17 protein-coding genes are annotated in these 17,366 nt (G+C 32.9%); 15 read left to right on the plus strand and 2 right to left on the minus strand.

Translation table 11 applies throughout. The features are described 5' to 3' along the window. The first annotated feature begins 6 nt into the window (after nucleotides 1-6). Entirely contained in the window at nucleotides 7-2,325 is a 2,319-nt protein-coding gene (locus M1F37_RS03215; protein WP_247934694.1) for a hypothetical protein, read from the plus strand. Between the two features lie 148 nt (nucleotides 2,326-2,473). On the opposite strand, the gene M1F37_RS03220 is transcribed toward M1F37_RS03215, so the two are convergent. Beyond that, the gene (locus M1F37_RS03220; protein ID WP_247934695.1) at nucleotides 2,474-2,899 is read right to left on the minus strand and encodes an ImmA/IrrE family metallo-endopeptidase; all 426 of its coding nucleotides are present in this window, start codon (nucleotides 2,897-2,899) and stop codon (nucleotides 2,474-2,476) included. 2 nt (nucleotides 2,900-2,901) lie between these two features. Further along, nucleotides 2,902-3,234: a helix-turn-helix domain-containing protein gene (locus M1F37_RS03225; protein WP_247934696.1), complete on the minus strand. Its 333-nt coding sequence runs from the start codon at nucleotides 3,232-3,234 to the stop codon at nucleotides 2,902-2,904. Nucleotides 3,235-4,113: 879 nt separating this feature from the next. Between M1F37_RS03225 and M1F37_RS03230 the strand changes: the two genes are divergently transcribed. The 14 genes from M1F37_RS03230 (at nucleotide 4,114) to M1F37_RS03295 (ending at nucleotide 17,363) form a co-directional block, all read left to right on the plus strand. After that, the gene (locus tag M1F37_RS03230) at nucleotides 4,114-7,131 is read left to right on the plus strand and encodes an SspB-related isopeptide-forming adhesin (RefSeq protein WP_247934697.1); all 3,018 of its coding nucleotides are present in this window, start codon (nucleotides 4,114-4,116) and stop codon (nucleotides 7,129-7,131) included. Between the two features lie 87 nt (nucleotides 7,132-7,218). Further along, a complete protein-coding gene (locus M1F37_RS03235) occupies nucleotides 7,219-7,521 on the plus strand; it encodes a hypothetical protein (RefSeq protein ID WP_247934698.1) in 303 nt (100 codons plus the stop codon). Continuing rightward, nucleotides 7,521-7,979 carry a hypothetical protein gene (locus tag M1F37_RS03240; RefSeq protein WP_247934699.1) on the plus strand — a complete coding sequence of 153 codons (459 nt, stop codon included), beginning with the start codon at nucleotides 7,521-7,523 and terminating at the stop codon, nucleotides 7,977-7,979. Before M1F37_RS03235 ends, M1F37_RS03240 begins: the two co-directional genes overlap by 1 nt. A gap of 19 nt (nucleotides 7,980-7,998) precedes the next feature. Beyond that, a complete protein-coding gene (locus M1F37_RS03245) occupies nucleotides 7,999-9,750 on the plus strand; it encodes an FtsK/SpoIIIE domain-containing protein (protein ID WP_247934700.1) in 1,752 nt (583 codons plus the stop codon). A 278-nt stretch (nucleotides 9,751-10,028) separates the two neighbouring features. Further along, on the plus strand, nucleotides 10,029-11,258 hold the full coding sequence (locus M1F37_RS03250) for a replication initiation factor domain-containing protein (protein WP_247934701.1): 1,230 nt from the start codon (nucleotides 10,029-10,031) through the stop codon (nucleotides 11,256-11,258). Continuing rightward, a complete protein-coding gene (locus M1F37_RS03255; protein WP_247934702.1) occupies nucleotides 11,255-11,575 on the plus strand; it encodes a hypothetical protein in 321 nt (106 codons plus the stop codon). Before M1F37_RS03250 ends, M1F37_RS03255 begins: the two co-directional genes overlap by 4 nt. Nucleotides 11,576-11,656: 81 nt before the next feature. Beyond that, nucleotides 11,657-11,929: a hypothetical protein gene (locus tag M1F37_RS03260; RefSeq protein ID WP_001152052.1), complete on the plus strand. Its 273-nt coding sequence runs from the start codon at nucleotides 11,657-11,659 to the stop codon at nucleotides 11,927-11,929. A 59-nt stretch (nucleotides 11,930-11,988) separates the two neighbouring features. Then, nucleotides 11,989-12,357, plus strand: a complete 369-nt coding sequence (locus M1F37_RS03265) for a hypothetical protein (RefSeq protein ID WP_247934703.1) — start codon at nucleotides 11,989-11,991, stop codon at nucleotides 12,355-12,357. 22 nt (nucleotides 12,358-12,379) lie between these two features. Next, nucleotides 12,380-12,847 (plus strand): antirestriction protein ArdA, encoded by a 468-nt coding sequence (locus tag M1F37_RS03270; RefSeq protein ID WP_247934704.1) that lies wholly within the window; start codon nucleotides 12,380-12,382, stop codon nucleotides 12,845-12,847. Continuing rightward, nucleotides 12,844-13,317 (plus strand): hypothetical protein, encoded by a 474-nt coding sequence (locus M1F37_RS03275; RefSeq protein ID WP_247934705.1) that lies wholly within the window; start codon nucleotides 12,844-12,846, stop codon nucleotides 13,315-13,317. Before M1F37_RS03270 ends, M1F37_RS03275 begins: the two co-directional genes overlap by 4 nt. 8 nt (nucleotides 13,318-13,325) lie before the next feature. Further along, nucleotides 13,326-14,246, plus strand: a complete 921-nt coding sequence (locus tag M1F37_RS03280) for a conjugal transfer protein (RefSeq protein WP_419991946.1) — start codon at nucleotides 13,326-13,328, stop codon at nucleotides 14,244-14,246. Between the two features lie 5 nt (nucleotides 14,247-14,251). Beyond that, nucleotides 14,252-14,470 carry a TcpD family membrane protein gene (locus M1F37_RS03285; protein ID WP_049504187.1) on the plus strand — a complete coding sequence of 73 codons (219 nt, stop codon included), beginning with the start codon at nucleotides 14,252-14,254 and terminating at the stop codon, nucleotides 14,468-14,470. Nucleotides 14,471-14,479: 9 nt separating this feature from the next. Then, a complete protein-coding gene (locus tag M1F37_RS03290; protein ID WP_049504189.1) occupies nucleotides 14,480-14,872 on the plus strand; it encodes a TcpE family conjugal transfer membrane protein in 393 nt (130 codons plus the stop codon). After that, nucleotides 14,856-17,363, plus strand: coding sequence for an ATP-binding protein (locus M1F37_RS03295; protein ID WP_348771859.1), 2,508 nt, complete (start codon nucleotides 14,856-14,858; stop codon nucleotides 17,361-17,363). The genes M1F37_RS03290 and M1F37_RS03295 overlap by 17 nt, the downstream gene beginning before the upstream one ends. Nucleotides 17,364-17,366: the final 3 nt, after the last annotated feature.

The following is a 17,366-nucleotide window of genomic DNA, read 5'->3' on the forward strand; positions in this document are numbered from 1 at the left end:
AATATTATGACAGAACAGTTTTTAAACATACCATTTGTAAGTTATTTTTTAACTACAAATAATCATGATAATCCAAATTTTATTGAGAGAGACACATTCTCCTATCGTTTTAATAGGAACATTGTGACTCATACTCAATCAAGGTATTTAGTTGCTCATATACCTAAAAGTTTTGAAGAGTTAGTTCTTCCTTGGCCTCTATCCTCATTTGTTGAAGAACCAAATTATATTACGGAATACATAAACATAGAGCTGTTAATTAAGAATACAGAGGGTATTATAGATTTAATTAAACAAACTCCTTTAGGCTGCGTTTTCATTCCTGAAGAATTAAAAGATCATCCTATTATTGAACAAATACAAGAAACAACACTACCTGTGATTTTTTTAACAGATGGAGTAGATATTCCTTTCAGCAAACTACAATTGATTGTTGAAAAAAATAGCATTAATGCTAGTCAGATATTAGATAATAAAGTTACAATCTCTGATAAAACAAAAATTGAGCCGATTAGCATACCTCATAAGCACTTTTTGCGACCTTTAGAGATTGCAATCAATCGTAATAGAGGTTTGTACCTATCTATATTTGAAAATAGGCAGGAACCAAAACCATTTGATAACCCAACAACAGAAGGAAAACTAGTGGCAGAGGAACAAGCGATAAGTGATTTGAAATATTATTTAAAGCTCCTAATTGCAGAAAAGTATATCATATATCTTGCAAAACATGAAAAAGGAATTGATTCTTTGATTGAAATTATAAGGAAATGGGATGATTCAATAGATACTGCAGATTTAGACTTGGATATTCTTGAAAAATATTTTTTGAATCTATCGGATTATTTTTTTGAAAAATTTGACGAAATAGTTTATCGTACAGATATGGTATTTGTGTTGCCGATGGTAAATAAAACAAGTGTTGATTTACTAAATAGAGAGTTTCAGTTACGACTATCTAAACCTGTTCTTAGGCAGATATATGATTTTTCAGGATATTATGGAATAGGGGGCGGCAAAGATTTCGAAACGATGCTGAGAATCATTTCTGATAGAGCATCAGAAAACTCAATTTTAGATTCTTTATCCCTTAATTTTACACTAGATACAAAATCTCCGTATGTGCGTTTACCTAACTTACCTTCGCAAGACCTAACAGTTTGGTATTCCCATATGTTTAAAAATACAATGAAGAATGCCAATTTATCAGAAATTGAAAAATTTAATAATAATTTCCATAAAATATCTGAGAAGTTAAAGTTATCATTAGATGATGAGTTTATTGATATACTTGTCAAATATGGGAAGCATATAAAATTCATTACAGATGCACCAATTGAATGGGTTAAATATAAAGATACTCCTCTGGGCTTAATAAAATCAATCAGCAGATTGCCAATTATTCCTGGTAATACGCTAGTAAACTCAGCAAAGCATAATTTACTAACAAAAATTCCAAAAGCTACTGTATCATTTTTAATTATTAATGCACTTAACCCTAATGATACATTATATAAAAATGGAAAAAAATTGGGAGAGCTACTAAAAGAGTATTTTCCTAAACATTGTGTTAATTACTATGAAGTTAAAAATAAAACTGATTTTATTCGTACGATGAATGAAAACCCTTCAACTTTTTTTATTTACTATGGACATGGTAGTATGCCTGAAGTGAGTAGAAATCAACCAGATCAGATTGGTAAACTTCATATTGGCGATGATGAAATTGATATGATTGAGTTAGAAAATAATATAAAAGTTGTACCTGCTGTCACAATATTGGGAGCATGTCAGACTCAGGTATTGGATGCTCACTATTTAAATATTGGAAATATGTTTCTCGGGTTAGGAAGTCAATCAGTATTGGCAACATATTTCCCAGTTGATGGTTTCTATACATTTAGTTTAATAGAGTCTATTTTTAGACATTTAAAAAATTTTTTAAGCAATCAAGCGCCAGAGTATATAAAGAACTGGTCTGATATTATTTTACAAGCTCGACGAACTCATTATATCATTGAACCAGTTAATACAATTATTGAATATTTAGATAAAAAGGGAGATAAAACTAGAGTAAACTCAGAAAGTTTGTCACAATATGTTATGAAATATTGTATAGAATCAAGCTGTAATGCTAACACCTCATATATTTCTGTGATGGAACAAAGTGTCATATATAGAGATAAAGCTTATAAAGAATATTTTAAAAACTATCCAGAATCGACTAGAATGTTAATTGATTATATTTTTAAACATAACTATGTCTTTCCAGAGAGTATAATATTTACATCTCTTGGTTCTCCAGAAAAAATCAAATTTGTATAGAGTTTTAAGATAGAATCAGAGTGTGATTCTATCTTTTGTAATTACAAATAAATTCAAGGGCGTTTTTATATGTGTTTGAAAAATTGTATAATCTATGTGATGGATTAAATTTCTACAAATTTTATAGAGTCAAAAAATAACACTATCATCAGATAATGTTATTTTTTTTGTTATCATTATAAAATTGTCTAGCTATTTCTTTAACATAGTTTTCATATTTTGCTGGAATTTCTGCGTTCGAAATATAGTTTTGATAATTAAAACTTTCATCAATTGGGTATTCACTATTTACTAGACTCATAAAATCAAGGATTCTTCTTTTTTCAGTGTCAGATTCAATATGATTTTTAAAAGTATCGATCTGAGATAAAGAGTTGTTACAATCATCATTAATGAGATGGTGTTTTTCGTGAAGAAGTATATTTATTTTTTCAATATCTGTTGTATCGGAACTAAGGAAAATAAAGTGTTTGTTATTTGCAAGTACATATCTCCCCTTACAGGATAAGTTGTCAAGAATGACAACTTGGCAGTTTAATTGCTCAATCTCTTTTATAACTTTATTTAGATTCATACTTATTTTTTATTTGCGAAGTAATCTTTCAGATAATTTTTGATGATTTCTCGGTCGTCATCTGTGATAGGCGTACCATCGAAAGCGACTGAATTATCAATAGCAGTATCTAAATCAATATCCGAATCAGGTTCAGGAAAATCAGTTTTCCCTAAAAGGTAGTCAGTTGAAACGTTGAAAAAAACAGATAATTTTTCTAAAGTTTCGTACTTAGGTTTACGTCTACCTTGTTCATATAGGGCGATATTTTGTTGGCTTGAATTTATAGACTGTGCCAATTCTTTTTGAGTAACTTTAGCTTTTTGCCGAAGTTCCTTTAGTCTGTTAGAAAACATAATTTCTCTCCAAATAATTAAAAAACTATTGACTTGTAACAACAAATGTAGTATTATATTCTTAACAACAAAAGTTGTTAGGTATGAGCTTTGAAAATTTAATAAAAAAACGTGTCAGGCAATGATTTACACTGACCAAACACGATTAATAAATGTAGCAATTTAATTATAAGTGATTTCTGGTTAAAAGTCAAGACTGTTAGTAGCTCTAGGTTTTATATCTACTAGTCATTTCATATGATCACGTTGGGTTTTTCGTCCTTTCGCCTTAGTAGATAAGTAAAGGGAACTGACGGCTGAAAACAGTCAATGATACTTCGTAGAAGGTAGCTAGAGAGAGATAGTGAAGTCTATATGTCGTATGGTCGGTATGTGGGAGTTGAGTAATTAACTTGTGCTAATGCCTTTAGGTAAGAAAGAGGGGATATTGAGTTATTCTTAAATTCGTGACTTTGGCGAAGGTAGTAGGCTTAGAAGCTGAAAATATGCGAAGATATGAGCATATAAATAACCAGGAATCAGTAAAGACTTTGGATAAAAGTCTTTAAAGATTAGAAAATTAACAATAAGTGTTATTGTTAGTTTTCACAAGAGAATATACTTGTATTCTTTTATGTGAATTAACAATAGGAAATGAGGTGATAACGAGTTATTCAAAATTTATGTGCAAGATTCTATAGTTTTGAACAATCAATGAATAGATATTTCAAAAGATAGCATACAAAAATGAATTATTATTTTTAAAGTCAGTTGGGAACTGGCTTTTTTATTTGTAGAAAAGGAGAAAAATGATTGTAGTAACTAAGCGATCTCGTTCCCCTTCTTGAAAGTGACGAGATTAGAAATTTAAAATATCAATAAAAGGAGAATTAATAATAAATGTTAAAAAATCAAGAATTTAAGGCTTACGGTTCTATTCGTAAGATGAAATCTGGTGGTGCTTGTGGAGTTATCCTTGCACTTGCAATGTTGGGAATGGCTTTTTCTTCAACTGTAACTGCTGATGAGGTAAATGTGAATACCCCTATAGCTGTAGAAAAGAAAGCAGAATTTGAAGTTGTGATTTCTCATGAATCGCTTGATAAAGCTATGACTGAAGCTAAAGAAGCTGGGGTAAATGTTGAAATTGATGATGTTCAGGATGAAGGAGTTGCAACAAGCGAAACAGTCGTAAGTAAGCAGAAAGAAATTGAAGCTGAATATGCAAAACATGAATCAGAAGTCAAACAGAAAACGGACGAATATAAGAAAGCTAAAACAAATAACGAAGCTGAACGTCGAGCAGTTTTAGCTGAAAACGAGAGTATCGAACGTGATAATGCAAAGAAAAAAGATGACTACAAAGATAGCCTGAAAGCTCAAGAAGATTATAATAAGAAGGTTGACAAGGAAAATACTGAACTAAAAGAGCAGTATGACAAGAAGCTAGAAAACTACAACAAGGAACTGACTGCTTACAACAAGCAAAAAGAAGAACTTGCTAAGAAAGGATTGAAGGCTGACAATACTCATATTAAAGTTTATGGCAATTATGATGAAAGCAAACGTGGCAGTGTGGGCTATTACAGCAACCTAACTGCTTCATTTGAAGGAGTAGAAGGTTTAACGGCTGTTAAAGATTATATTGGACTACATTCAGACACGATTATTAGTGGAAGTCGTACAGACTTGCTCGCAAAAAATGATGATGTTTTTGCTGAAATTGTGAATCCAAAAGCAGGTGATTCATTCACGCTCCATAATGTTGCTGAAAGTAAAGAAGGTCAGAAAATCTCTGCCCGATTTACTTTCAATAGTGCTGAAGCTGAGTGGGTTAAGGATAGCAAGCCATTAAGTGCTACAAAAATCTTTATTAGAAAAGACAATGGAAGTGGTTCAATCAATTTCCTTTTTGGAAATCTAGTTCAATTTGACACCAAAATTGACTTCTTTGATGAAAAGACAGGGAAAGAAGTTGTGATGGCTATCGCTTCTACATTTAATGATATTGACTATGGCCAAGAATTACGCTTTACTTATCAAGATGGTTCAGAAGGAGTTGTTTTGAACCCTGCTGGTTCAGAAGTTAAGAAAGTAAACCGTGATAATAAGGAATATTATAAAGGCGAATATAAAACACCATGGACTCATGATGTCCCTGAATTGGGAGTAAAAGCAGGTGATCTTGGATATGCTAACGTAGGGGATGAATCAGATATTCCACTTGGTTCACTTCTTTCTGTTGGGTATGGTTCTAAGTTGAATTTTACTTATCACAATGGAGTAGGCGTGCGTGGAGAAGATGAAATTGAATCCAAACGAGCAGAAGTTAAAAGACAGCTTGGTTCAGCAGGAAGTAATCTGAAAGATGAAGATATTTTCTATCAAGATGGGTGGGCTGTTGGTATCTTTGGTAAAGCAAGTTCAACAGTGCCTGTGACTATTCTTTCTAAGCCACCAGTTGAACCTGAGTGGAAGAAAAAGGATACTAAAGAAATAAAGCTTGTTTTGAGAAAACCAAAAGATTTGCCGAATAAACCTGATGCACCAACTGTAAAAATTAAATATAGACGTTTACGTGTAACTCCTTCCACTCCAAAACCTGTAAAGGCCATTACTGATAATTTTGGAAACAATATTGATGGCGCAAATATATTTGATAAAAATGTGAAATTCAGTTTGACAACGGATTACAAACCATATTCAACATTTACTGCTGATTCTAAAACTCATGGTAAGACTTGGGCAATGGTAGATGATGTACAAGATGGTGCTTACATGGTAGACGATAACAAAATCACAATGAAGGATTCTACTGGTAAAGATGTTAAGGATCTTTTTAATATGTATCATGTTCTTTCCGAAAAAGAACGTACACAGGAAATTCAAAACATTTTGAAAGAGGCAGGCTTGAATCCAAAAGGTGAGTTCTATATGTTTGTAGCGAAAGACTCGGCTTCATTCTATAAGAATTATGTAAGACAGGCTAAGAATATCACGATTGATCTTCCTGCTCATTTGTTGGTAGAAAAAGGTCAAATTGTGAAGAACGATTTCCACCAAATTGACTTTGGAAATGGCTATGTTTCTAACTTGGTAACGGTTCAAGTTCCTAACTTGAAACCTGAAAAACATGCTTTGGATCACAAAGATAATTCTAAAGTTCGTGACGGTCAAGAAATTCAAATTGGGGAATATCTACGTTATCTTTTGGACGGTGTAACTGTTCCTGCGAAGCATGACACTCTTTATCAGTATGATGGTATTGATAAGTTAGATGTTAGACATGATCGTTATACCGGCAAATGGTCAGGAATCATTCGTGGTACAGAATACCTTGCTGAAAAAGACTTAGTTCTTCCTTATGATGTCGTCTTGGCTGACGGTAAAGTGGTTAAGGCAGGAGATCAGATTGTGAAAGGTTCTGCTTATGCTTTTAAATTTGAATTTGATCAAAGTACAAGCTCTGACTTTATCAAGAAGATTGTTAAAGTAACATGGAACGAACAAGACGGTAAGTGGGCTTACACTATTGATAAAGAGTTTCTAAACTCTCTAGGAGTACAAGGTACGTTTGATGCTGATTTCTATATCGAAGTTGAGCGTATCGCAAGTGGGAAAGTTGAAAATAAATTTGTCAATATTGTCAATGGTCAAGAGATGGAAGCTAAAGTAGTGACTCATACTCCTGAAGTTCCTAATTCTCCTAAATTACCTAAACTACCTAATCCAGTTAAACCGACTGAGCCATCTAAACCAGTTGAACCATCCAAGTCAGTTGAATCTGTTAAACAAGAACAATCTGTAGAATTTAAAGAGTTGCCAAATACAGGTACTGATGCAAGTTCTCTTGGATTGATAGGTACTGCTATTTTATCTGTTCTTGGTTTAGCTGGTCTTAAACGTAAAAAATACTAGTGAATATTGTGTTGTTGGGCGATAATAGAACAGGATTATCGTCCTTTTATTTTGTTTAAAAATGTAAATAGAAAAGGAAAATAAGAAATGAAAATTGAAAACTTTAAATTCAATCCTGAAGCTATTGGGAAAGCTAACTATGTACGCTCTGAAAAAGCACCAGCAATTATTGAAGGTAAGCCTTTTGAGGGGACTCGACATATTGTGATGAATGGGAAACATGGTATGTTCTCGATTATCACTCCAAAAGATATGGCTACATATCAAGTAAATGAGGAAGTTGAACCTATTGATCCAATTTTCCTAGAAGATTATGTTGAAGGACCGAATTTCTCTGCTTCAACAAATGTATTGGCTAAAGGACTTAAACGTGTAGGAGGTAATAAATAATGGCTAAAAACGGACTAGAACTTGGAAATCGTGTAGAAATTTTTTCAAAAAAATATCGTATTTTGAATGACTTGTTGTTAAATCCAAAGGAAGTTTTGGGGAATTGTAAATTTATTAAGAATGAAGGGGCACAGTTTGTAAATATTGATCTTGAAACAGGAGAAGGTGATTATGATGGTGTTGAAGTTCTAGTATATTCAGAAGGACAAGAAGACACTGTATTCTTGAAAGTAACTGAACAATCAGCAGAAGAAATTGATGCTTTGAATCTTGGATATCAAGAAACTATTGATTTTGATACGTTGTTGATCGCATATCATGGTATGCGTAAGGCTGACCGAAATCAAGTTGAGCCGAATAAGCACCGATTCGTATTTGTAGTTGATAAGCTAAAAAAAACTGCTGCCAAACCTAAACAGGATCAAAAGCAAGAACAGAAACAAGAACATAAAGGATAATTGCTAAAGGAGAAAAGATATGGGTTTATTTCCTGCATATAGGGGAATTAAGATTAAGCCTTACATGGTGAATCTTAGATACTTTATCTTTTCTTTTTTCTTTTTGATATTTAGTCCTGTACTTGGATACTATGTGTATCAAAATTTTGAAAAAATCAAGAGTTTAGATAGATCATCAATTGTTAACTCTGTGATCCTATTGATTGTATTTGTTGTTTTAAGTATCTATTTAACATGGTTTTCGCAAGAAAGAATATTCCTATTTCAAAAGTTGGAAAGACTATCTAAACTGGCTTTCTTTTTGAAAGAAAATGGATATTCTTATACAAAAAAGGTGAAAAGAGATTCAGGTACGATTGATAAGGTTGTATTTCCTGCTATTTACTTGAAACAGAATCGTTATGATTTAGATGTAGCCTTTAAAATGGCTGGAAATAAGTTTCAGGAAAAATTTAAAAAGATTGCTAGTGAACTTGAAACAACCTTTTTCATGGACTTTATGGAAGTTCAGGACGATATTAAGTTTAAGACTTATAAACTTGCCTATTCTGCGTTTTTGAATCGGATCAAGGTTACTGATGTCAACTATTCGGATAAAGGTATTCAATTGATGAAGAATCTTTATTGGAATCCTATTGATGATCCTCATTTGTTGGTTGTTGGTGGTACTGGTGGTGGTAAAACAGTATTATTGAGAACATTGATTCGTGCAATGGCTAAAGTTGGTGTAGTGGATATAGGTGATCCCAAACAAGCTGACTTTGTGACTATGGCAGAACAAAGAGCTTTTGAAGGTCGTATCTCTTATGAAGCAGAAGATATAGTTTCTATGATAGAAAGAGCAGTAGAAATTATGTTTGCTCGTTATTCTTATATGCGCAAGGAACGTGCAGAACATGGTGATAAGGATTTGAAGAAGTTTTATGAGTATGGCTTAGAGCCATATTTCTTAGTTTGTGATGAGTATAATGCCTTGTGTGCCATGCTTGATTTTCAAACAAGACAGCGTTTAGACAATGCTATGGGGCAATTCCTACTTTTAGGAAGGCAAGCTGGTTGTTTTGGAGTAATAGCGATGCAGAAACCTTCGAGAGAAGATTTAGGCTCTAAACTTCAAGCGAACATTAACTTTCGTATTTCTGTTGGTCGATTGGACGAGGTAGGTTATGACCTAGCCTTTGGTGAAATAAATAGGAACAAGGAATTTAAGTATGTGAAATATCTTGCTGGTAAGCGTGTTTATGGTCGTGGTTATGCTTGTGTTTATGGAGAAGTAGCGAGGGAATTTTATTCACCCTTACTTGAAAGAAAATTATCATTTTATGATGAATATGAAAAGATAGATAGAAGAGAAAATCCTTTCAATCCTTTAGAGAATCCTAGTGCTGGACTATCTGAATTAGAAAAACAAGTATTACAGGAAGAAATGCAAGCCAAAGAAGAATTGCAAAAAGGGCAAGTTAAAAAAGCTAGTTCTGAAATGGTGAAACAGTTGATGGCTAGTAAGAAAGAAATAAAGAAAGATGAAAAGGATCTTGCTAAAGCAAGTGATGTATCTATGGATATTGGAGTTAGTTTCTCCTCTGTTCAAAATTTACTGAAGAAGCTAGAAGAACAAGGAAAAATTACGATTATGAGGGAAGATGGAATAATTGTGATGAATCAGGATCAGGTTCTTTTAGTTAGAGATTTGTTTGAGTTGAAAAAGTCAAGAACTCAGAAATGGTCTGATATTTTGGAAAATTATCCATTTGATGAATACGAACTGTGAGAATAGGGGAGATACCCCTTTTTCTTTGTTAAAAGGTAGTTGGTGTAGTCCAGCTCTCTAGTAGCTAGTAGCAGAAGTGAGGAAGCGAAGCGACGAACGCCTGCGCTCACTAGCGCTCACTAGAGGGCTGGACTATACTAATTAACCCACCTATTCTAATAGGTGGGTAACAAAAGTTACAAAATGCAATTTACGCTTACGGCGATAAGGGATAACGGTGTGTCCCTTTGGTGATTTTTTGTATCCCTTTTGGTAAATAATGGAGTTTTGAAGGAGAAATGGAAGGAAAAAACTTAAAAAAATTTAGAAAAGAACGAAATATGACAAGAAAAGAGTTGTCATTAAAGACTGGTATCCCTGTTTCTACCTTAAAAGCCTATGAAAATGGATATAGAACATTGAAAAAGGAAGATTTCGTAGAAATAAAAAATCAGTTCAGTTTTAAAAACGGTGATACTAATCTAACAAGATACATGATTGACTATTTCAGATTTACGCTTCACAATGAAACAGATGTATACTTTGTGGCAAAAGAATTTTTCGGATTGGATGTTATGCTTCGACCTGAAACAACTTCATTTATGAAATATGAACTGTTGTATCGTTATGGTGATATTTGGTTTTTCGGCTTTAATTCCTGTTTTAGTGAAAATGGAGAGGATAAAAATAGGATTACGGTTCAATTAAGTGGTCAAGGCTGTCGTCAATTAGAAATGTATCTTGAAAATAGTAACCTAACGTGGACTGACTTTATAAAAAGGTTTCAGAAGTGTTATGGAGGTGATTTTAGTGTAACTCGAATAGATATTGCAGTTGATGAAATGGCAATGGAGGATACGAAGGAGAATTTTGATTTGTCAACACTAGTGACTAGATACTATCAACAAGAGATTGTATCACCTTATTTGAAGAGCTTTTCATTTGTCGGTGGTGGAGGATTTGATTTTGAAAATCCATTTGAATCAGAAAATAGGCAAGGCTTATCAATCTATCTTGGTAGTCGTCAATCTGAAATGTATTTTAACTTTTATGAAAAGAGATACGAGATAGCAAAGAAAGAAGGAATTAGCATATCAGCTAGTGTCAGACTGTTTAGGATATGGAATCGCTACGAAGTTCGTTTTTCGCAAGGAAAAGCTAGGGCATTTGTTTCAGAAGTCTTAGCTGGTAGTGAGATTGCAGAATTAACGAGGTCAATTTTTCAAGGAGCGATACAAATCTATGATGGTACTGATGAACATGGTTTTAGAAAGTATGATAGCAAGTGGCAACAACTTTTCGGAAATCATGAAGCAGTCAGACTAACAGTTAGCCCTGAACCTTATTCAGTGGAAAGGACGATTAGATGGTTGGTAGAAAGGGTTTCTAATTCATTATTATTTGTGTCTGAGATTGATCGAATGTTCATGCAAGAGAATATGAAAAAGATAATGGATTCAGGAGAACTTACACCTAGACAGCGAAAAGAATTAGAGTTTCTTCAAAATCAGTTAGGGAGAATAGAATGATTGAATATAAAGACATTGAAAAAATTGTATATTTGATTCCTGCAAGAAATTTTTATGATGGTTTGACAGATAGTAAGGTAGCAAGAGAGTATCAAGCTTATATTGAATTTCAATCTCAGAAATATCATCAGACTAAAAAAAGGAACGATTGGATTGAATTGAAACGATTGATTACTGAATATGAATCATATTTGGCAAATCAAGTTGATGTGAAACGAAAACTATTATGGTTTGGATTGTTGAGAAGGAGCAAAGAAGAAATGGAAAATGAATGTTTGAATTTGATTCAACGATTTCATTTAGAGGAGTGGATGTGAATATGAAAGTTAAGAAACGTTCTCCAGCATGTCTAATTAGAAAATGTAAAAGATAAAAATGAAAAGAAAGAGGTATAAAAAATGGCTTTAGCTGGAAAAGATAAACAAATTATTGATTTGTCGAATGAACTTGCAAAAAAACTGAAGGATCAAGAATTTAAGCAAGCATGGACTATGGCTGGTGAATTGAGTGCACTTCTTAAAAATGAAGAAGAATTGCAACTACCGTATCAAGTTCTTGAATGTATCAAGAAAGACCTGTCTAGTTATTATGCAATGAATAAGGAACTTAATAAAGTTACAAATCGAGCATTTGCGATTGGTTGTAGTTTTGAGCGTTCAGCTTCAATTTAATGAAAATTGTGAAGGAGGTCAATTATGGCTTCCTTTTTATTTTTTGAAAGGAGAGTTAAATGAGTGTTAAAGTAGTTTACGATAATTTTTCTGATGTATGTAAAAACTATGTGCATGGGAAAACCTTATTGGATTTACCTGAGAAAGTTATTGCTAAGTTAGATGGATGTTTTGATGGTGTGGAGTTTAAAGAATTTGAAGGTTGTAATCCTGATAATGTAGCAGTCAATTCATTTACAGAAGTTGATACGAAGGAAGCATTGATTGATTTTGCCAAAATTATAAATCATGAAGAATATGAGCAGTTAGTCAATGAAGAGCGATTATTTGCTTATGTGGAAGAACATAAAGAAGAAATCATCAATCGTTTGAGTGAATCATATACCTATTTAGGTCATGAGGACGATAGTTGGTTTTTGTTGCAGTAGAAAGTAAAGGAGGGAAATAAAAATGGATTTAATGGCTTTAGTTATTTATAAAGGAATCGCAAGACGAGTTTTGCTTCCATGCTCTAGTGAAGAAGTAGCTGAACGCTTTGGCTATGAAGGTCAAGAAATTGAGGTTACAATTGATTCGATTGAAGGTTTGCCTACTTTGAATTGTGAAGATTTAACTTTAGATTTAGCGAATAGTATTGCTGAAAATGTTGAAGATGTAGATGAAGATATTGTTTTATCGGTTATTGAAACAGAATCTTCTGATCCATCATACTTAGATAGTTATGATTTTGATGATTGTTATTTATATCCTGAAGTTACAACTGATAGAGATTTAGGCGAATATCTTGTTGAAAAACTTGGTGTAGAACTATCTAAGGAAAAGTTGCTTCTTTATTTAGACTATGAAAAATTTGGTCGTGATGTTCGTTTAGAAGAAGGTGGTAGCTTTGTTGATAAAGGTTACTTTGTATCAAGATGATAGCGAATATAAGGGTTCTGAACGAAGGTAATTTTGAATTTCTTTGTGAATTGGATATTATGAAGTACAGTCGAGATCAAATCCTAGAAAGAATGAAAGATAGAGGAATTGAAAAAGATAATTTTTTTATTTGTGGGATTTCTGATTGGGAAGTAGATATGATTATGTCTTTAGATGAGGTTTACTTGCTGAAGAAAGCAGTGTTGGAATTATATGATGGTGATGAATACATTGTCAAATTTCAATTACAGCGTTATATTCCTGTGACAAAAATTGTAACGACTTATTATAGATTTTGTTCTAAAGATGAAGTTGATACAATTTTTGAATTGACGAAAGAGTTAGATTATAAATCGGTTATTGATTATTTTTTTAAGTGTGGAAATTGGGTGACAGTATTTCAAGGATTTATTAACCAAGGAGAAGTTTTGAATACTCCTAATGGATATTATAGAAAGGTTTCTTTTTAATGAGGAATATGTTTTTAAAGAAGCCACGAAAAGACAAACAGTTAAAGATTAAAAAAATAAGCCAGAAAAAATCGAATTTGATTTTTTTAGCTGGCTTATCTTTTTTTGTCTTATTCGGAGCTTTTTCTATGTTTGTTTCTTTATCGACTACTGCAAAAATGAAAGCAAGACTTTCTGAACCTCCTGTTGTCGAATCAAGAAAAGAAACAGATCGAACTTTGGAACAGTTTTTAGATGGCTATGTAAGTAGATATTTTACTTATGATTCACAAGCTAGATCATCTGATGAAAATATCTCCAAACTGAATGACTATTATGGAAGTGTTCCTGATGTAAAAAATCAAGGTCAGACAAAACAGGAAATGAATCTTGTTAGTGCTCGAATGTTAAGTGCTAAAGATGGAATCGCTGTTTACCGTGTGATCTATGATACAAAAAATGGAGATAAAAGCCAGCGAGTAGGGATTGAATTTTCGATTCCTTACGGTGAAAAAAATGGTAAGTACTATGTATCTGGATTGTCTTGGTTTTCTCCTGTAAGTGATTTTAAAGCTGATGGGGTAGAAAAAGAGAATCATGTATCTCTAGTTGCGAATGATGAAATGGAAGAAGGAAAACGTAAAAAGTTGGTATCTTTCATGGAATTGTTCTTTAAAAATTATACGACTAGTCAAGCAAACTTAGATTTGATTTCTAGTGGAATTAAGTCTATTGGTGGAGCAACATTCAAGAGTTTGGATTATACCTATTTCAAGGAAAAAGATGGGAAAATACTTGCTTATGCTCAAATTACTCTTGATGTTGCTGGGACAACTCATAGCGAAAATTTTAGTTTTGAGTTACGACAAGATAAAGATAGTTATTTTGTAGAAAAGATGGAACACACAATTCCATCTGATTTTAATAAAAAGGAAGAAAAAGGAGAATAGAATAAATGGCATTGTTTCAATTTTTAGTGTCAAAACTTGGTGTTCCAGCAGTCGCATTTTTTGCTGGTATGAAGGCTCTTAAAGCATGGAAGGAGCAGCAGTTAGGAAAACTTGTTGTGATTGTTTTGGTTGCAGGATTCATTCTTTTCTTTTTTGAAAATCCTGAGACAGTATTAAATGCTACGAAGCCTATTTGGTCTAAAGCCCTTGAATTATTCAAGTAGGAAAATGTTATGAGGAGGGAAGATAAAAAACTCTATGTTTATACTACTGCTTTTAAACAACCTATTTGGGTACATAAGATAAATGAGGATTTTAGTTTACCATTTGCGATAAAAATGTCGACTATAGTCTATACTCTAGTAAGTTTTGTTTTAGTATGGTTCTTACTAGGGTATGTACCCTTATTGGATTGGGGTTTTCGTTTTGTAACTTCATTGTTTGCTGGTTGGTGGTGTGGAAACATATTATCTGAGAATAAGATTGATGGAAAAACATTGTTTCGATTTCTAGTGGACTATTTCAAGTTTTGGGTTGAGTATGATAGAGAACGGACAACAATGTATCTATGTAAAGGAAAAAAATATGAGAAAGTGAGAAGAATTTATCGTGGAATTAACGAATAACATTTGGGCGATAGATGATAGCTTGATTCTCTTAAAAGATGGAAGTGTGCTGGCTGTATTTGAAGTAGAGCCACAAGTCATCAATACGATTGAAGATGGTGAGAAAGAGGACAGCAAAGACCTAGTATTTAATAATTTGTCTAGTATTGCTGAATACAATGATCTTGCGATTCATACTATTAACTTTGATTTAGATTTAGCAAAGAAGATAGCTTTACTATCTCAGGATATTGAACAAGATGTTGGTACAAGTCCGTTAGGAAATTATGTGATTTCAAAACTAGAAGAAAGGCTAGAGGAAGAAGTTACATATTTAACAGAGTCAAGAGATTATTTAGTTGTACCTTTAAAGTCGGTCAATGTGTCGTCTGATTTTAAGGTGACGATTAAGCAGACGATTATGACTTTCCGAAAAACAATTATGAAAATGATTGGCTTTGAAGAGTTGCCGAAAGTTGAATGGTGGAAGGATTGGGAAAAACAGAAAGAATTGATTCAAACAAAGTTACACGCTTTAACTATTAAGGAAATTGAAAAAACTGATTTAGAGCTATTGAATCGAATTCATTTTTTGAATGGTCAATACTATGATAAGGAAAGTGAAATTGTTGCGCTTGAAAATTCGATTGAGAATGTGGACGAAACAATTATTGAAGTTGGTGCTGGAAATGCTTTGAAGCTGATCAATGGTGAAGAAGAAAGTTATGTTGCAACGATTCCTGTATATGCTTATCCCAAAAACGTTTCTTATCTACATTTACTAGAGGAAATTAAGAATATTGGTTTTCCTGTCAATAGTGTGTTGAAAGTTCGTTTTTCAACAAGAAGTGGAATCTATTCTTTGAGCACAAAAGCAAGAAATAAACGTAAAAATCTTGGGAATACAGTAAATGAAACTGCTGAGAATGATGATGTTCAAAAAATTGAAGTTTTGGAAAGTCATGAGTTGTTAGAAGATTTTCAAGAGAAGCATGATAATAAGGAATTGATGGTAACGTATCTTCACTTGTTACAGATTACTGGTGACAGTATTGAAGAATTGAATGTGAAGTATGATGTATTAGCTTCAAGATTGAAAGATATGGAAGTTGAAATTGTCAAGGCTGTTGCAGATCAAGTTTATTTATTCTATAAGTGTCGTTTGACAGAGTTGATTGATAATAAAAGAGAAAGTTATTTACAATATTCAAGTCTGCGTGGATTATGTGAGAATCTTTTCTTTACAAAGAAAAAAGTAGGTACAGATATTGGCTTTCCTATTGCTCGAATTGATAAAGAAATTGCTTCATGGTTTGGAGATTTTAAACGTGCTTTGGATTCAAGTACCAATATTGTGTTTACGAACTTGCTACAAGCGAATAAAATTGGTATTCATGGAAAGGAAACAAGCAATCCTCATACAGCTATTACTGGTGCGACTGGGAATGGAAAATCTTTCCTGACAAAGTTATTATTTGTTTTTCATGCTCTATTTAAGGCTAGAGTATTATATGTCGATCCCAAAGCTGAAATGAAGAAACAGTTTTTGTCAGTTTTAGCTAAGTTAGAAAAAGCTGGTACCTATAAACCACTTCAAAAATTTATACACTCTATTCGTTTTATCACTTTGGATATGCGAAAAGAGGAAAATAGAGGGGTTCTTGATCCATTCTCATTTTTAGAAGATGAAGGAGAGTTGACAGAATTAGCAACAGTACTTGTAGCTTCTGTATTGGATAAAGATTCTTATATCAAGATTCAACCCTATCTGTTAGATGCGATTGATAAGGTATTTGAGCGTAGGAATGCTGGTGAAAAGGTTGGTATGTTGCAGGTATTTGCAGAATTAGAAAATAATGCAAAAGAAGAAGTTGCTACTGCTGGCTATTTCCTGAAGAGAATTTCAAAGAATTCACTGCTATCTTTGTGCTTTTCTGATGGTAGTCAAGAAGTTTTGAAAACAGATGATAAAGTAATTATTGTTGAAATTACAGGTCTTGATATGCCTAAAGGTACAAATAAAGATGAAATGACTGAAACTCAGTTGAGAAGTTTGACCGTTATGTATGCTTTAACTTATTTCTGTGCGATTTTTGGTGAACGTGAGAAAGATAAGGAAACAATGTTATTCCTTGATGAAGCATGGCAGATTATGTCAACTCCTGCTGGACGACAAGTAGTTAACCGTATTAAACGTACAGGACGATCCTTTAACAATTTCTTGGTATTGGTGACTCAATCTGTAAAAGACTTGAAAACAAGTGATGATACAACTGGATTTGGTACAGTCTTTGCTTTTCCTGAACATACAGAAACAGAAGCAATACTGGAACATTTACGAGTTGAAAATGATGAATTATCAAGAGCGTGGTTAGAAAATCAAACAATGGGTCAATGTATCTATTACGATACTTTCGGACGAAAAGAACGTATTACAGTAGATGGTACAATTTTCCCTGAGTTTTTACCATTATTTGAAACAGTTGAATCTAGTTTAGTGTCAGTACAGTAAGGG

Origin of the sequence: Streptococcus mitis (assembly GCF_023109105.1) — a bacterium.
In the GTDB taxonomy this organism is placed as follows: Bacteria; Bacillota; Bacilli; order Lactobacillales; family Streptococcaceae; genus Streptococcus; species Streptococcus mitis_BW.

What these genes read in the sequence shown, in the direction of transcription:
- M1F37_RS03215 (WP_247934694.1), top strand. Translation starts at nt 7, where the DNA reads ATGACAGAACAGTTTTTAAACATACCATTTGTAAGTTATTTTTTAACT.
- M1F37_RS03220 (WP_247934695.1), bottom strand. Translation starts at nt 2,899, where the DNA reads ATGAATCTAAATAAAGTTATAAAAGAGATTGAGCAATTAAACTGCCAA.
- M1F37_RS03225 (WP_247934696.1), bottom strand. Translation starts at nt 3,234, where the DNA reads ATGTTTTCTAACAGACTAAAGGAACTTCGGCAAAAAGCTAAAGTTACT.
- M1F37_RS03230 (WP_247934697.1), top strand. Translation starts at nt 4,114, where the DNA reads ATGTTAAAAAATCAAGAATTTAAGGCTTACGGTTCTATTCGTAAGATG.
- M1F37_RS03235 (WP_247934698.1), top strand. Translation starts at nt 7,219, where the DNA reads ATGAAAATTGAAAACTTTAAATTCAATCCTGAAGCTATTGGGAAAGCT.
- M1F37_RS03240 (WP_247934699.1), top strand. Translation starts at nt 7,521, where the DNA reads ATGGCTAAAAACGGACTAGAACTTGGAAATCGTGTAGAAATTTTTTCA.
- M1F37_RS03245 (WP_247934700.1), top strand. Translation starts at nt 7,999, where the DNA reads ATGGGTTTATTTCCTGCATATAGGGGAATTAAGATTAAGCCTTACATG.
- M1F37_RS03250 (WP_247934701.1), top strand. Translation starts at nt 10,029, where the DNA reads ATGGAAGGAAAAAACTTAAAAAAATTTAGAAAAGAACGAAATATGACA.
- M1F37_RS03255 (WP_247934702.1), top strand. Translation starts at nt 11,255, where the DNA reads ATGATTGAATATAAAGACATTGAAAAAATTGTATATTTGATTCCTGCA.
- M1F37_RS03260 (WP_001152052.1), top strand. Translation starts at nt 11,657, where the DNA reads ATGGCTTTAGCTGGAAAAGATAAACAAATTATTGATTTGTCGAATGAA.
- M1F37_RS03265 (WP_247934703.1), top strand. Translation starts at nt 11,989, where the DNA reads ATGAGTGTTAAAGTAGTTTACGATAATTTTTCTGATGTATGTAAAAAC.
- M1F37_RS03270 (WP_247934704.1), top strand. Translation starts at nt 12,380, where the DNA reads ATGGATTTAATGGCTTTAGTTATTTATAAAGGAATCGCAAGACGAGTT.
- M1F37_RS03275 (WP_247934705.1), top strand. Translation starts at nt 12,844, where the DNA reads ATGATAGCGAATATAAGGGTTCTGAACGAAGGTAATTTTGAATTTCTT.
- M1F37_RS03280 (WP_419991946.1), top strand. Translation starts at nt 13,326, where the DNA reads ATGTTTTTAAAGAAGCCACGAAAAGACAAACAGTTAAAGATTAAAAAA.
- M1F37_RS03285 (WP_049504187.1), top strand. Translation starts at nt 14,252, where the DNA reads ATGGCATTGTTTCAATTTTTAGTGTCAAAACTTGGTGTTCCAGCAGTC.
- M1F37_RS03290 (WP_049504189.1), top strand. Translation starts at nt 14,480, where the DNA reads ATGAGGAGGGAAGATAAAAAACTCTATGTTTATACTACTGCTTTTAAA.